The sequence below is a fragment of the Leptolyngbya sp. UWPOB_LEPTO1 genome, from assembly GCF_017302695.1.
In the GTDB taxonomy this organism is placed as follows: domain Bacteria; phylum Cyanobacteriota; class Cyanobacteriia; order Leptolyngbyales; family Leptolyngbyaceae; genus Leptolyngbya; species Leptolyngbya boryana.
The window spans coordinates 585,030-600,646 of sequence record NZ_JAFLCJ010000001.1 but is presented as its reverse complement, the minus strand read 5'-3'; the positions used below and the strand labels follow the sequence as shown (position 1 = coordinate 600,646).

At 45.8% G+C, this 15,617-nt stretch carries 15 protein-coding genes; 9 read left to right on the top strand and 6 right to left on the bottom strand.

Features of this window, described 5'->3' with window-relative positions; all coding sequences use genetic code 11:
- Positions 1 to 18: 18 nt before the first annotated feature.
- From nei to J0L70_RS02610, 5 genes are all read left to right on the top strand, one after another.
- Positions 19 to 837, top strand: coding sequence for an endonuclease VIII (gene nei / locus J0L70_RS02630; RefSeq protein WP_287452979.1), 819 nt, complete (start codon positions 19 to 21; stop codon positions 835 to 837).
- Positions 838 to 950: 113 nt separating this feature from the next.
- On the top strand, positions 951 to 1,634 hold the full coding sequence (locus tag J0L70_RS02625) for a TIR domain-containing protein (RefSeq protein WP_287452978.1): 684 nt from the start codon (positions 951 to 953) through the stop codon (positions 1,632 to 1,634).
- Between the two features lies 1 nt (position 1,635).
- On the top strand, positions 1,636 to 2,970 hold the full coding sequence (locus tag J0L70_RS02620; RefSeq protein ID WP_287452977.1) for a VMAP-C domain-containing protein: 1,335 nt from the start codon (positions 1,636 to 1,638) through the stop codon (positions 2,968 to 2,970).
- A gap of 2 nt (positions 2,971 to 2,972) precedes the next feature.
- On the top strand, positions 2,973 to 3,968 hold the full coding sequence (locus tag J0L70_RS02615; RefSeq protein ID WP_287452976.1) for an AAA family ATPase: 996 nt from the start codon (positions 2,973 to 2,975) through the stop codon (positions 3,966 to 3,968).
- A gap of 3 nt (positions 3,969 to 3,971) precedes the next feature.
- Positions 3,972 to 7,184 (top strand): formylglycine-generating enzyme family protein, encoded by a 3,213-nt coding sequence (locus tag J0L70_RS02610; RefSeq protein WP_287452974.1) that lies wholly within the window; start codon positions 3,972 to 3,974, stop codon positions 7,182 to 7,184.
- 123 nt (positions 7,185 to 7,307) lie between these two features.
- Here J0L70_RS02610 and J0L70_RS02605 read toward each other — a convergent pair whose 3' ends face one another.
- From J0L70_RS02605 to J0L70_RS02595, 3 genes are read right to left on the bottom strand one after another with little or no spacing between them, the layout of a single operon-like run.
- The gene (locus J0L70_RS02605) at positions 7,308 to 7,490 is read right to left on the bottom strand and encodes a hypothetical protein (protein ID WP_287452973.1); all 183 of its coding nucleotides are present in this window, start codon (positions 7,488 to 7,490) and stop codon (positions 7,308 to 7,310) included.
- A 10-nt stretch (positions 7,491 to 7,500) separates the two neighbouring features.
- A complete protein-coding gene (locus J0L70_RS02600) occupies positions 7,501 to 7,683 on the bottom strand; it encodes a hypothetical protein (RefSeq protein WP_287452972.1) in 183 nt (60 codons plus the stop codon).
- A gap of 9 nt (positions 7,684 to 7,692) precedes the next feature.
- Entirely contained in the window at positions 7,693 to 8,541 is an 849-nt protein-coding gene (locus J0L70_RS02595; protein ID WP_287452970.1) for an Rpn family recombination-promoting nuclease/putative transposase, read from the bottom strand.
- Positions 8,542 to 8,754: 213 nt separating this feature from the next.
- Between J0L70_RS02595 and J0L70_RS02590 the strand changes: the two genes are divergently transcribed.
- From J0L70_RS02590 to J0L70_RS02575, 4 genes are all read left to right on the top strand, one after another.
- Positions 8,755 to 9,159 (top strand): SHOCT domain-containing protein, encoded by a 405-nt coding sequence (locus tag J0L70_RS02590; protein WP_287452968.1) that lies wholly within the window; start codon positions 8,755 to 8,757, stop codon positions 9,157 to 9,159.
- A 297-nt stretch (positions 9,160 to 9,456) separates the two neighbouring features.
- Positions 9,457 to 9,975, top strand: coding sequence for a ComEA family DNA-binding protein (locus J0L70_RS02585; RefSeq protein ID WP_287452966.1), 519 nt, complete (start codon positions 9,457 to 9,459; stop codon positions 9,973 to 9,975).
- Position 9,976: 1 nt separating this feature from the next.
- A complete protein-coding gene (locus tag J0L70_RS02580; RefSeq protein ID WP_287452965.1) occupies positions 9,977 to 11,068 on the top strand; it encodes a tRNA (guanine-N1)-methyltransferase in 1,092 nt (363 codons plus the stop codon).
- A 402-nt stretch (positions 11,069 to 11,470) separates the two neighbouring features.
- The gene (locus tag J0L70_RS02575; RefSeq protein ID WP_017290297.1) at positions 11,471 to 11,935 is read left to right on the top strand and encodes a GNAT family N-acetyltransferase; all 465 of its coding nucleotides are present in this window, start codon (positions 11,471 to 11,473) and stop codon (positions 11,933 to 11,935) included.
- 17 nt (positions 11,936 to 11,952) lie between these two features.
- On the opposite strand, the gene J0L70_RS02570 is transcribed toward J0L70_RS02575, so the two are convergent.
- From J0L70_RS02570 to J0L70_RS02560, 3 genes are all read right to left on the bottom strand, one after another.
- Positions 11,953 to 14,232 carry a CHASE2 domain-containing protein gene (locus J0L70_RS02570; protein ID WP_287452964.1) on the bottom strand — a complete coding sequence of 760 codons (2,280 nt, stop codon included), beginning with the start codon at positions 14,230 to 14,232 and terminating at the stop codon, positions 11,953 to 11,955.
- On the bottom strand, positions 14,213 to 15,082 hold the full coding sequence (locus J0L70_RS02565; protein WP_017290299.1) for a FecR family protein: 870 nt from the start codon (positions 15,080 to 15,082) through the stop codon (positions 14,213 to 14,215). Before J0L70_RS02565 ends, J0L70_RS02570 begins: the two co-directional genes overlap by 20 nt.
- 144 nt (positions 15,083 to 15,226) lie before the next feature.
- Positions 15,227 to 15,616, bottom strand: a complete 390-nt coding sequence (locus J0L70_RS02560; protein WP_239741222.1) for a response regulator — start codon at positions 15,614 to 15,616, stop codon at positions 15,227 to 15,229.
- Position 15,617 lies beyond the last annotated feature (1 nt).

The following is a 15,617-nucleotide window of genomic DNA, read 5'->3' as shown; positions in this document are numbered from 1 at the left end:
ACTTAACGCATTTTACATATGCCTGAAGGCCCTGAAATTCGCCAAGCTGCCGATCAACTCGCCACCGCACTCGTCAATCAACGGGTGACGGAAATGTTCTTTGCGTTCGAGCATCTGAAGCCTTATGAAGCAGAATTTATCGGACATTGTGTGACGGCAGTGCGGACTCGTGGCAAAGGCATGGTGATGAGTTTTAGCAATCAGCTTTACATCTACAGTCACAATCAGCTTTATGGACGTTGGTATGTCCGCAAGCTGCATTCTTATCCCCAAACAAATCGACAGCTCAGATTAGCAATTCATGCCAAAAAATCGGCATTGCTTTACAGTGCTTCTGATATCGAAGTACTCCAACATTCAGATCTGGCTACCCATCCATTTCTGAGCCGAATTGAATTAGATGTACTCGATGAGGCAGTCACCGTAGAACAGATTGCACAACGGTTTCGAGACAAGCGGTTTTATCGACGACAGTTGCCAATTTTATTGTTAGATCAGCATTTTTTAGGTGGATTGGGTAACTATCTTCGCAGTGAGATTTTATTCGTTGCAAGAGTGTTCCCGACCTTACGCCCGGTAGACTGCTCAGACGATCAAATTGCAGCCCTTTCGCAAGCAGTTTTATCCGTGACTCAGCAATCTTATCAGACGAAAGGAATTACGAATGATCTAGAGATAGCAATGCGACTCAAAGCACAAGGCTACAAGCGCGGCTACTATCGGCACTATGTTTTTAATCGAGACAATCAACCTTGCTTTGTCTGCGGAACCTCGATCGTCAAAGAAATTCTGGGCGGACGGCGACTCTATTACTGTCCACATTGCCAAGCGAAGTAATCATACATCACAGCCTTCAAGGCTTAAGACTCTCTGTATTTCTCTGATTAGATCTTGGCATTTGATACAACGAATCGCTACTCTAGGGTTGCCCCTGAAATTTTCTGGAATTGATGAGCGAAACAAAAGATTTCTTTATCAGCTACAACCGGGCGGATAAACAATGGGCGGAATGGATTGCCTGGACGCTCGATGAAGCGGGATATTCGGTCTTGATTCAGGCATGGGATTTTCGCCCAGGTGGTAATTTTATTTTAGACATGCAGAGGGCAGCCGCAGACTCGAAAAAGACGATCGCGGTTTTGTCAGAGTCTTATCTTAAGTCGTCTTTTACTCAGCCAGAATGGGCGGCAGCATTTGCACAAGATCCGCAATCTCTCGATCGCAAATTGATTCCGGTACGGGTGAAGGAATGTAAACCAGAAGGAATGCTGCGATCGATTGTTTACATTGATTTGGTGGGACTTGGGCAAGAAGAAGGTCGGCAAGCTTTATTAGATGGGCTGAAGCCAACGGGGAAACCTGCTCAAAAACCAAAATTTCCTGGAGAAGAATCACCAGAGCAAGAAGCTCCAAAAACGGTTGCATATCCAAGTGCATTGAGCCGAGTCCAGCAGGTTGTAGAAAAGGGCTTGCAGAAACGACTTGAAAGCTTAGCAGAAGACTATGAGGCAGTTGCAAATCAGATTAGCTATACCAATAATGCTGCGGATCAGAAAAGATTAGAGCGTCAATTAACTGAAATTGCAGAAAAGATGGAGAAAGTAGCAGCAGAACTTGATAGTTTGGGAAAGTAAGGTGAGCAATCTGTACCAAGTTAAGTTAGAACGATTGGCAAAGCAGAAGCAACGCTTGGACGATTTGACTGCTGATTATCAGGCGATTTCGGACGATATCAGTTCTACAATCAGCAGTAGAGATCGTCAGCGACTTGAAAGAGATCTCAAGCAATGTGAAAAAGAGATGGAGAGAGTCGCAGAAGTTTGCGATCGACTCGAAGCAGAACTCCAGAAATTTCAGTCGAAAGTAGATGAAACGCAAACATTGATTGACCTTCTTAGCCCGATTCCGTTTGAGGTCGTCATCAAAATTTATCGAAACTGTCTCGCAGAAGGTCGCGCTCGATCGATTCCTGATACTTTAGAAGCGCTTGTTCAGCAATTGACCGATCTTCCTAAAGACCTGCTTGTGCGGTTTATCGGTCTTCTGATTCAAGAGCCAATTGAACAAAGGGATGCTCTAAAAGCTTGGGTGATTCAACAGGGGATGACTCTACCAGAAGCAGAAGTACGCACAGCAGAAATTTGTCTCATGATCAAGGTGAAGACGCGAGGCAATCCATCGCTTGGATATCTGGTTGAAGCTGCGATCTCTCAAGATCCCGATCCCTGGGATTCTACAATTGAACCGACTAAAACTCCGATCCCCATTCCATTCGCGCCCGACCCAAAACGCGCTCCCGGATATGCTCAAGAAGATTTGCCACAGATTTTAGATCATCTCATTGCAACTTGTGGAAGCCAGTACCAAATTCCTTTGAGTGATTTGGTGATTCAATGGTTTTTACCGATCGAGCTAATGAGCTTACCGTTAGAACATTGGCAAATTCAGATTGGCAGAATTCAGAAACAATGTAATGGGTTGCGGTGTAAGGCAGTGATTGTTCGGTCTTCTGATCGACAGTATTACTTATCTGCATCGGGAGATTGGAAGAAGTATTGGATGCGCTTGCTAGAGTGCCGAGCGTCTCGCTGTTTTCAAACGCTTGAATCTTTAGATCCAATCAAAGGCAGAACGACAATCAACTGGATCAAGACACAAGTTGTCGGCTGCAAGTTTGTCGAACATCATGAATTGCAGAAACAAGAAATGCTTTGGGATGAGCTATTGGGTCAGGGCTTGCCTGTTGCGCTTTGGATGCGTCAGTCAAAGGGCGACGCTGAGAAAGCTAAAAAAGTGATGCAATCGGTTACGAAATGTTCGATCGCTGAATTGCCCGATTCTTTAGCCAGACATCGACAAAAAGCTTTATCTCATGACTGCGAGACTGATAGGCTAGAAGCTGCTTCGCTCTGCTTATTGCTGGATAATCCATTTCGCCCCTTTCCAACTATTGATTACCAAAGTGCCTAACTATGCCAAGCTCTAATCGACCCAATTGGAATATCTACCGGGGAGATGGTCAACCTCAAGACTCGATCCAGCTTCCTGCGCCTCCCAGTTGGCGACAGTTTAGAGATGATGCAGAAGGTGCAATCGAGCAGCAACAGAAAAAAGGCGAAACGTTTCAACCGCCTGATGTTGCGATCGAAATGGTAAATGCGGCGTTAGCCTTGCGGCGACCGCTTTTGATTACTGGAAATCCGGGGACTGGGAAATCTTCTTTAGCCTATGCGGTGGCGCGAGAGTTGGGATTAGGAACGGTTCTGAAATGGGCGATTACGACTCGGACAACGCTCAAAGATGGGCTGTATAGTTATGATGCGATCGCTCGGCTTCAAGATGCTCAAGCCAGCGGGCAAGACAATCGACAAGACACTGGAAATTACATTACGTTGGGTGCTTTGGGAACGGCTTTTCTGGCGGCTGATCTACCGAGAGTATTGTTGATCGATGAAATTGATAAAAGCGATATTGATTTGCCGAATGATTTGCTGAATTTGTTTGAAGATGGGGAGTTTCCGATTCCAGAATTACAACGATTAGAGATGTCGGAGACTCCAGTGCGAACGCTCGATCGAGAAAATGGCAAGCAGCGCAAAGTAACGATTCGAGATGGGGTGGTGCGGTGTCGAGCGTTTCCTTTGGTGATTATGACGAGCAATGGGGAGCGAGATTTTCCGCCGCCTTTTTTGCGTCGGTGTTTGCGGTTGAGAATGCCAAATCCGAGTCCGAAAGAGCTTGAAGCGATCGTAGAAAAGCACTTAGGAGAACAAGCTGCACAGCAGTCGAAAGCTTTGATCGAATGGTTCTGTGAGCAGATTGATGCAGGCGCAATTTTAGCGACAGATCAACTGCTCAATGCGATTCATCTGAGAACTCAGGAGCGAACCAAAGCGACAAAAGAATTCAAGCTCAGCGATTTAGAGCAGCGATTGCTAAAAGATTTGAGTAGTCCAGAGGAGGTGTAAGGTTTGGACTATCCGATCGCACATCTCAAAGCGCTCTTAAGCGATCGTGCAGGACTTGAATTGAGTCCTATCGAATTGGCTGAGATTTTGTGGTTGGCATTGCAGCAAGGCGAGATTGAACCAGATGAATCGGAAACTCCAGCATTACAGACTCCAATAGAAGAGAATCAAGAAATCGAAACCTCTTCAGATCCAATTCGATCGAATTCTGAATCGGCTGCTGTGGTAACAGAACTGCCAAAACCTTTGGAGGCAGAGGAAGTCGAGGAATCAGAACCGCGATCGCAAGAATCTGCTTTACCTGTGAAGATTCCAGAGTCAGTTGCCTTACGAAATCGCCAAGCAATTGCTCGATCGATTCGTCCGTTGATGCGGAAAGTGGCATCGAAACAACGTAGGTCGATCGATGAAGAAGCAACTGCGATTCAAATTGCCGAGACGCAAACTTGGAGTCCGGTTGTGCAGCCCGATCCGGAGCGATGGTTAGAGTTAGCGATCGTGATTGAGGTGACAAATCTTTTGGAGGTTTGGCGGGATACGATCGCTGAATTTCAGCAGTTAATGGAGCGGCATGGGGCATTTCGGACAGTACGAACTTGGCAACTGAAGCCGAATGAAGATGGAGAGCCGCAGCTATTTTTACAAACCGCAGCCGGGTTACGCAGTCGGGCGCGGAGTCCGAGAGAGCTACTGGATTCGGCTGGACGAAGGTTGATTTTATTGCTGAGTGATTGTACTTCGAGGGCTTGGCGTTCAGGAAAGATACCTGAACTCCTGGAATTATGGGCACAGGAAAATCCAGTAACGATCGTGCAGCTTTTACCGGAGTCGTATTGGGAGCGAAGTGCATTGTCGGCAGGCTATCCGGTCGGTTTGAAGTCGAGATTACCAGGCGCGCTCAGTCGAGATTGGAGCATTGAAGGACTTTCAGCACGACAGCGACAGCGATTGCCAGAGGGCTTGAATTTGCCCGTGGTGACAATGCAGCCTGAATCTTTTCGGCAGTGGGCAAGAGCGCTCTCTGCAACGGATGAGCAGCAAACGATTGGAATTGTTTTGAATTTACAAGCTTTTCCGATGCCGTCTCTGGCTCAAGCGGCTCCTTTAACGGCAAAACAGTTAGTTCAGCGATTTCGGTCTACTGCATCTGCAAAAGCTCAAGAACTAGCAGATATGATGGCGGTTTTGCCTGTGAATTGGTCTGTGATTCGGCTGATTCAGAAGAATTTGCCTGCCGATGAGACAGAGAATGCATTGTATTTAGCAGAGATTTTCTTAAGTGGATTGCTGCATCCGATCGATGCTCACTACGATTTTGTCGAAGGAGTGCGGGAGGTCTTGCTGAAAACGATTCCGATTTCTGAGGCTCAGGCGGTTGGGGAAGAGGTGACGGAGGCGGTGTTTAAGCAGTTGCCGTCTGAGGTGCAAAAGCGGGTGAATGCGGATATTTCGCGCAGGTTTGGGGAGGGTTTGAGTTATTTTGAGGCGTTTTTGATTCCGGATTTGCCTTGGGGAGAGTCGGCTGCGAGTGAGATTTTTCCGTTTGCGCGGGTGGGACGGCAGGTGTTGGCACAGTGGGGGGAAGAGTATACGGCTTGGGCAGAAGAGCTAGCAGGATCGAGTCAAGTTTCGGAAATTCCGCTGTTGCAAGAGTTTGATGAAGCAGTGATCGAGGAAGAGAACGCAGCGATCTCTTGGTTTCGAGAGCGACAAATCGAAGTTCAGTTTCGATCGAACGATATGGAAGTGTTCGATCGATTTGCGTTGGATCTGGGCGATCACTATGATGTGCTAGCTCCTGTGCTTGTGCAGATGAGACGGGCTTTTTTGCGAAAGCAGAGAGATTTTCACTATGCTTTGGGCGAGATTTCGGAGGAGATGATTTCTCGCTGTGTTGGGTTTGGGCATAACCTTCTGAATGCAGAGTTGCTGACTGAATTTCACTACGATCGAGCGACGAAGACGATTCGAGGAACGATGGCAGATCAGCCTGATCTCGCTGAGTTTTTTATGGGCGAATGGTTTGAGCGATATATCTATCAGAAAGTTGCGAATCTGCTTCGAGAGCGAGAATTGAGGTTTAGCTCTCTGAGTCATGTAACTGTTACTTTGCCTAATCGCGATCGCTTTGAGCTAGATCTGTTCTTTTTAGTAGAAGATGAGCCGCTTTTAATTGAATGTTTCACAGATCGAGATATCGATCGTGCGATTCAAAGAATTTCTCAAAGTGCGCAAAGGCTTGAGATTTCTGACTCTCGAATCTTTTGCATTGGATTAGAGATGACATTAGCGCAAATTGCAGAATTGCATCAGCAGCATCGCGTGACAGTCGGAAATCGAGAAACTTTCTTAGCTCAAATTCGGACAGCTTTGGTTTCTGAAGCTTCACTGCCGACGTTTAGTTTTGAGGTGATTACAGTCAACGATCGAGGAGAAGAAATCGATCGTCGTCCCGGGCAAGCGAGCTACTACCGAGAAGAACTTGCAGAGGATGTATTTCTCGATATGGTGTCGATTCTCGGGGGAACCTTTTGGATGGGAGCCGCAGAAGGAGAGTTAAAAGCGAGACGTAATGCAAAACCTCGACATCAAGTCACAATCGAACCTTTCTTCATGGGTAAGTTCACGGTGACTCAGGCACAATGGAGAGCGATCGCGGAATTGCCCAAGATTAATCGAGATCTCAAACCAGATCCATCCAGGTTCAAAGGCAATAATCGACCTGTTGAGCGGATTTCTTGGGATGATGCGATCGAGTTTTGCGATCGATTAAATCGAAAAACAGGACAATTTTACCGATTACCAAGCGAGGCTGAATGGGAATACGCTTGTCGGGCTGGAACAACTACACCGTTTCACTTTGGAGAGACGATTACCCCTGAAATCGTGAATTATGATGGCAATTACATTTATGCAAATGCACCGAACGGAATTTATCGAAAACAAACGGTCAGAGTAGGTAGTTTTCCACCAAATGCATTTGGACTGTATGACATGCACGGAAATGTTTGGGAATGGTGTGCTGACCCGTGGCATGACGACTATACGGATGCACCTACTGATGGTCGTGTTTGGGAAATGAGCAATGAAAACTTTTATCGAGTTCTACGTGGCGGTTCCTGGTGCTACAATCCGTGGGTCTGCCGTGCTGCCTTTCGCAGCAGGAGCAGGCGCGACTCCTCCATCAAACGGGGTTTTCGTCTTGCCCTTTCCTGAACTAGGACTTCTTAACCTTTATTCTTTTACCCTTTTTTCCTTTTCACTTCTCCATTCTTTCTCTCTTAATTCTTCGCGCCTTCCTTGATCGAAATTTTTGGCTTGTCTCCATGTTTCGCACTTCTACTTCTGAGAAGCAAACTGTTGGATAGTTTCGATCGACAGTTTGAAATATTGGGCAATTTCTTCGATCGTCATCCCCTTTTGCAAAAGCAAAGGGACAGTTGCCCTCAAAACCTTTTCTTCACCTGCTTGCTCTGCTTCCTGATATGCACGAGTCTGCTTTAGATCGTCTTTCTCCCACATCTCAAGTCCCCTAATTTTGAGGAATAAAGCGCTGAATCGTTTCTACAGGAAGTTCAAGATCTTCGGCAATTTCTGCGATCGTTAATCCGCGTTTAAGAAGCTTTGGAACCATTTTCTCTACCATTTCATCCCGTTCTTCTTCTCTAGCCGCCTGATATGTACGAGTTTTCTTCAAATCATCTCGTCCCCACATTTCGCGCTCCTACTTTTGAGGGGTAAACTTTTGAATTGTTTCGATCGGCAATTTGAAATGTTGAGCAATTTCTTCAACGGTCATTCCTTTCTCCAGAAGCAAGGGCACTGTAATGCGTAACATTTCTTGCCGTTCTTTTGCTCGCCCTTCTTCCCGTCCTTCTTCTCGTCCTTCTTCTCGTCCTGTTCTACGTCCTTCTTGTTCTGCTTCCTGATATGCGCGAGTCTGTTTTAGATCACCAAGTCCTAACATTTCGCCTATCTCCTGGAAATTGAGCTGTGGAAATTTATAAACAAAAATCGTCTCAATTAATTCTATGAGATTTCGCTGTACTGTCACATCCGTAAGCTCTTGCCGAGTGCGATCAATTAACGCCCGCCCTTTTGCTGGAGCCTGTTTTGGTTTCGTTGCGATCAGTTGCAGTAATCCTAAACCTATCGATCGTTCTCCCACTTCTGACGGCAACTTATTCAAATAGATTCGCTGCACTCTTGGATTATCTTCGTACTCTGAATAGTGTTCTGGAATTCCAGGGTCAAAGCGCTTTTCAGTAAAGATCACTACTGCTCGCCAATTATGAAATGGTTTGTAGTCCTTTAGATACAGATGAATCTCACCAAAAAAGCGATAGTAGAAGTTTTCTTCTTCCCTATAAGCCTGAGCTTCCACAAAATAGATGGGTGCTTGACGCATTCGGAGCGGCGGCATGAAAATACCATCAATAGTAAAGCTCATTTGCTTCACTTCTTGAGAACCAAACCCATAAGTGCTAGTTCGAGGATCACCATCGCCAATCAACTCAAAGAAAGCACTCGGAGCAAGCTGAAAAATTCGATAAAAAATTGAATCCGTTTTCAAAGGTCTATCTCAAATGCAATGCAGCCACAATTAATCCTGCTTCCATAGTTTAATCGAAATTAGAGTGGCAATACGATCGCGGCTCTCACTCAAATCCTCTATATCCGTGGCAATGATGGCACATTGAGTCAAGATTTGTTCAACAAGCGAGCGGAGATTCGTTATATTGGAGCCTATCGCGCAGTTTGACCCATTTGACGACCCATTTGACGTATGTTGAGCAGTCCCAAAAGCCGAAGAGTTGCCGCAATCCTGGCATTAGCGGGAGCCGTTCCCATTGTGGGTGGCTTCCATCTGGTTGGATTGCACAAGCTGTATTTGGGGCAGCGCTGGTGGTGTTTAATCTACGTCGCACTGGCATTGACCGGGAGTAAAGCAGCTTGGATTGCAGGACTGTTTGATGCGGCGTTTTATTTGATTCAGAATCCAGATGAGTTTGATGCGAATTTTAATGATCAGCCGCTCCCAGAGACGGGGACGATCGGGGTAACAAAGCCAAATGCGGTCGTTGCGGTTTCCGATAGTTTGCGAGAGCTTGATCAGCTTCGACAAGATGGTTTAATTTCAGAGTATGAATTTGAACAGAAACGGCGGAAATTGCTCGATCGAATCAAATAATCTGGTTCTCCTAAGCAAGGGGAACAGCGTTTAGGGTGTGTGAAAAGTATCAATTATTTCCTCGCTCCGTTCTATCTCGCCCTGGAATAGAATTCCGGGCTAACCGTGCGAAGTCCTTTGAAAAGGACTGAAGACCTGACCTTGATTGGCTGTTAGTCCCTTCAGTGGACTTCGTTCAACTAGCCCTGGACTTTCAGTCCGGGGGCGGGTGAATGCAATGAACGATACTTTTCAAACATCCTCTTAGGGTTTCCCCATGACCTTACCGCAGCGAATCCCTTCTGATGTGAGACAAAAATGCTAAGCTGGCTCTCTTCTTCTCTGCTCAAGTCTAAGATTCAAAACGATCCTTACTACCGCTTCCAGTCGATGGCTGAGATTAAAATCGCGGCAGATTTAGGGATACAAATTGATGTGAATCAAGCAGCAGTCGATGATTGGCTGAGGTTTCCGGGTTTGTCGATTCATCAAGCCAAAACTTTAACCCAAATAAGCGAATTCGGCGTGCAATTTCTTTGCATTGAAGATGTTGCAGCCGCTTTAGGCTTATCGGTTCAGCGGTTGAAGCCGTTAGAACCGATTATGAAATTCTGTTATTACGATCCAGAAAGTTTACATCAGATTCAGCGCGTGAATTTGAACACAGCAACGGTGAATGACTTAACTCAAATTCCAGAAATTCGATCGGTATTAGCCAGAGCGATCGTCAGAAATCGACAAATTCGAGGCGAATACAAAAATCTCGTCGATCTTCAGCAAAGATTGTCCCTTCCGAGTGAGATGATTGCCAATCTGATGCATTATTTACGGTTCTAAAATGCTCGAAGGCAAGGCAACATTTGAAGTCGGTAGCGCTTTTTATAATCCAAACGCTGAAATGGTCAGAGATTTGGCGATTTTAGCGGCAGCAATCTATCGACGCGATCGCGGACATTTACGAGTGTTGGATGCGATGGCAGGGTGCGGAGTGCGATCGCTCAGATATGCCCTCGAAAGCCAAGCGGACTTTGTATGGGCAAATGATAGTAATTCTGACATTCAAGACATTCTGCACCAGAACTTAGCACAATTGAAATCGACGCAGTATCGAATTAGCGATCGTGATGCAATTCGAGTCTTTTTTGATTGCTATAACCAGCAGGATTACTATGATTTAGTCGATGTGGATGGCTTTGGCTCTCCAGTTCCCTATGTTCATGCTTGCCTCAGTGCTTGCGCGATCGGGGGAATGATTTACTTAACCAGCACCGATGGGCGAACGGTGACAGGTCGTGCCGCAGACAATTGCCTTTCAGATTATGGCGCAGTAGCTCGAAGTCATCCTGCCATTCATGAACAAGGATTGAGGCTAATTCTCGGCAATGTTCAACAGCAAGCAGCCTCGCGAGGAATGGGGATTGAGCCTGTATTTTCCTACTTTACAGGGCAAACCTATCGCGTCATGGTGCGGTTAGTGTCGTCGATTCAATTGAATGAAAAGAACTATGGATTTTTAGGATTTTGTCATGAATGCGGAACCTATCAAACCGTTGGATGGCGAAGTTTAGGGCGATCGCACTGTCCTCATGACCAGCGATGGCTAGTCGTCAGTGGAGCCATGTGGCTTGGAAAACTACATGATGTTTTGCAGATTACACAAATGATTAAACTTGCAAAAGAATGGGGTTGGATCTCGCAAGTTCGCTTATTAGAACTGATGCAAGCTGAAGCAGAAATGCCGCCCTATTTTTATACCCTAGGGGAGATTGGAAGGCGCGGAAAATTAGATATTCCAAAGTCAAATTATTTGATTCAAACGCTGAAAGAACTGGGATATCGAGCGAGTTTAACGCATGTCGATCGTGAAGCAATTAAAACCGATGCTGATTTAAAAACTTGTGTTCGGATAGCTCGAACATTTTCTAGTTGACTTAAATTTAGGAACGCATTACCCTGGGAGTATGGAATTGCAAGAGTTGAGATCTTTTGACAAGTCCTCGCGCTCTAAAGCTAGAGAAGCAATCAGTTAGTTTGAGATTGCTTCCGCGCCCAAAGGCAATAAACACGGTGATTTTATGTATTATCTAAAAGGAATTCCAGACATATAGCGGGCATTGTCAGGAAGCACAATTAGTTAATTGAAATTGGAATTTAAGCCATTTTAATCCCTATTCTTCGACCTGTTTTAAGGTATAGGTCGAAGGTGGAAGATTTTTACCTTTTTTCTAATTTATTAGGGTTTGATGCAAATCATTTTGCGTCCAACACTCGGTTGTGCGATCGAATATTTCACGTTTCAAGATTCGTAGCATTTGAGAAGGACAAAATTTGTATGCTGTCTATTGATGTAAACGTAGCTTATCGTGTCGCTACGTCGAAAGATATTGATGTTTTATTGCAACTGGTTGAAGAGTTTCACAAGTTAGAAAAATTGCCGTTTGATCCCGTACTCGATCGCGTTTCACTTCAGCAATTTTTGCTCAATCCAACCCTCGGAAAAATTTGGCTCATTTACGATCGTAAAAACGTGATTGGTTATGCAGCCGTTACGTTTAGCTACAGTATCGAATTTCGTGGGATCAGTGCAGTTCTAGATGAGTTGTATCTCCGTGCCGACTGTCGAGGGCAAGGAATTGGCACGAAGACGCTGAGATTTGTCGAGGAGTCGTGCCAGCAGATGGGAATTGATGTGATCTCGCTTCTCGTACATCGTGACAACGATCGCGCGAAACAGGTTTATCAAAAAGTAGGCTATGACGATCGCGGGTATCAATTGATGGTGAAAACGATCGCGTGATTAAACATGTAGGAGGACTAGGAATTGGGCGGCAAAGTCGTGAAATAGAAAGTTGTCCCTCGATCGACCTCTGAGTCTACCCAGATTTGTCCTTGATGGCGTTGGATAATCCGTCGAACCGTCATTAATCCAATGCCATTACCCGGAAAGTCCTCATACGCATGCAATCTTTGAAACGCATTAAACAAGCACCCTGATTGAGCCATGTCAAATCCAGCCCCATTGTCTCTGACGAAAAAAACCGGAGCTTTCGGCATGACTCCAAATTCAATTTCTGCGATCGCTCGGCGGCTCGTGTATTTCCAGGCATTGCCTAGTAAATTCTCTAGAGCAACTCTGAGTAGTCTTGCATCTCCATAGGCTGTTAAATCTGCCTGAATCGTAACCTCTACTTGGCGATTAGGCTGAGTCTGTTTTAGGTCTTGTGCGATCGCACTGGCGATCTGGCTCAAATCGACTTGCTCGACCTGCATATCCAATCGAATGATGCGAGAGAGCTTAAGTAAATCTTCGATCAAATCTCCCATCCGCTGCACAGACGCTTGAATATAGTTCAAATAGCTTTTGGCCTCACCCTCAAGTTGCGTAACATGATCCTCAAGTAGCATGTCACTAAAACTTTTAATCCGTCTCAAGGGCGCACGTAGGTCATGAGAGACTGCAAAACTAAATGCTTCTAATTCTTGATTGATTTCAGTTAAGCGTTGATTCAATTGAGTTTGAGTATCTGCATAGTCCTGAAGCGCGATCGCAGTTTGCTTGCGGTCTGTAATCTCTTCTAGAATCAGCAACAGTCCGCTTGGAGATTGATCTTGAGGCTGATAAAACAATGGCTCGAATTTCAGCTCAAACCAGCGCTGCGATCGCTCTACTTCAAACGGAGCCAACTGCTGCACTTTTTCCTGCCATTGGTGCGGAGTGATCCAGTTGGGAACTAATTGTGATTGAAGTAGCATTCCAACTTTGACATTCAGCCAAGTTGCCGCCGCCGGATTACAGAACCAGATAAAGCCATCTAAATCTGCGGCAAGTAACCCGATCGATAAATTTCGAGCGATCGCAGCTTGAGCGGCATGCGATCGCCCAAATTGTTCTGCAAGTGTTGCAAGTTGCTGCACACGCCTCATTGAAACAGGTTGCTGAGAAAGTTGAGGAGAGACGAGCAAAGATTCATCAACTTGGCGAAGCACAATATCGCTATAGTAACGATTCCAGAGTTCTTGAACTTGGCGCTGTAGCATCGCATTTAAGCTGAGTCGCTCTTGGAGAATCGTAATACTGACAACTGCTAGAACAAATAAAATCGGAGTAGCAACACTGAACCAAACTGAACCGAACTTCAAAGCAAGGACACAGTAACCAAACCAAAAAATTACTAAACCCAACCCGATCCAAACTTGTGTCATCGTTTGCCAGCGATCGAGCCATCGACTTAACCCCAATCCGAAGAACATGAGCACCCCAAAGCTCCAACTCTTGGGCACAGGTTGTAGCAGTTTATGCTGGAGTACATTATTGATCGCCGTTGCATGGAGATAGACCCCACTCGTTGGAGGCGCACGATTAAACGGGGTAATCAATTCGTCATAACCTGTTGCCGTCATTCCCACTAAAATAATCTTGTTCTCAAACGCTTGGATCGGCACTCGATCGCGCATCACATCGACAAAAGAATAGCTCGGAATATGCTGACTTGCTCTTGACCAGTTCAACCAGAGCGGTTGATTTGGCGGAGGCAGCGTTACATCCTTGCCCATCATGAAATACCGTTCCAAAGTTGCAATTGCAAAAGATGGGCGATCCGGAGGCGAAGCCGGAATGCTGCGAGAAATCCCATCGGCATCAATCTGCTTGCGAATATGCCCCATTGCGCTAGCCTGAGACCGCAATGAATCCACTGGGAGCAACGGTACGCCAAGATTATCTTGAGCTGTTGCGAGCACTACGGCTTGATGCTGTGCGATCGCATCTGCGAGTTTTAAATCTTCTGCACTCGGCTCTGACCAAATGATGTCAAACGCAACGATATTCTCTTCTGCTCTTGCTAGCACGTTTAAGAGTTGAGCAAAGCGATCGCGCTTCCAAGGAAACCGTCCCAATTCCGCCAAACTGCGATCGTCAATCTCCACAATTACAATTCTCGAATCCCAAGACTGCTCACCGCGAACCAGAAAAAGCACCTGATAAGCGAGATTCTCAAGCGGTTGTAAAACTCCGAGCCATGACAATGTCAAAATGAGCACGATCGAGATTAAGCCTGATCGCAATCGTCGTAAGTTATTGAAAAGCCAGCGCATAGTCACGTCGAAGTCCAAGCGGAGTCAACACCGTCACGCGCACCTGCGGAAACGATATTGCATCCAGTTCGACCCTAAATTTACCATTGCGGTCTGTGTTCTGCTCAATGTCGTTGACGAGAACGGTATTAACTGCATCGACTTGCCCGTCTAATCGCAGTCGTCTCACCCCATTCTTAAACGATTTGACAAATTCATACTTCAAAGTCGTATCGTTGCGGAGCGGAACCGGATCAGACGGAGGCTCGCCTGGAATCGTAAAATTTTGAAATCCAGCATTCACGAACACACTTTTACCTTGAGCGCTCGATTCTACACTCCCTGCGCCAGTTGCAATACTCATTTTGCCGTTCTGCTGGACATTTACCCCAAATTCAGTCCCACGCACCCCTGCAACTCCTGCTGGCGTTTCAATTTCAAGCTGCGACTCAGGGTTAGTAAATGGACGAACTTGCACTTGTACTCGTCCTGTCGTCACATTTAAGCGGGTGACTCGCCCACCATTGGAGGTAGCCTCTAGCTGACGCACATTGACTCTAGTGTTTTCGGAAAGATTGACTTGCCCAATGCCTAAATCAATCTGCAGGACTGCACTTGATTTTTTCCCAGTACTGGCTCCATCTCCAACAACTTGCAAGCGATCGCCCGATCGAGCAGGACGCGAGCCTGTATTCTGCCAATATGTGACTTGTCCTTTTAATTGTTGCAGACTCAACCATCGATTTACTCTGACGGTCACATCTCTTGCTTGAACAACTTTTATCCCAGTCAGCACCCCAATTCCACACAGCAATAAAACGCTGATTTTTGCTGATTTCTGAGCAAAAGTTAAATCCTGAAAATTCTTCATAGGGTCGTGTCAAGCTAGTGATTTCATCGTAAATTGTGCCAAAAGTACGAACGCTATACTTCTACAAGATTTACAAATGAAACGCTGATTTTATCTATCAGAAAGCATAGGATAATTAAGGTGAAAAACTGGTGAATTATGAATTTAGCGAAGTGACCAGCCTAAAGCATCAGCGACTTGATCAGAAAGCATTGCTGGATCAAAGGGCTTTTTAATCACTGCGATCGCACCAGAATTGATGGAAGATTGCAGATCTAAAACCTGAGTTTTGGCTGTTAAAAAAATGACCGGAATCTGAGAAGTTTTGGGATTTTCTTGCAGCTTTTTTAACGTCGTCAACCCATCCATATCCGGCAGCATCATATCGAGCAAAATCGCATCAGGCTGTTCAAATTCTGCGGTCTTGATTCCTTCTGCGCCAGAAGTTGCGACGCTCACTTGCATACCGCCGACCAGTTCTAATGTGGCTTTGACAACCATGCGAATATCCATTTCATCGTCAATCAGCAAAACGCGATGTGCAGCCATAGTCATA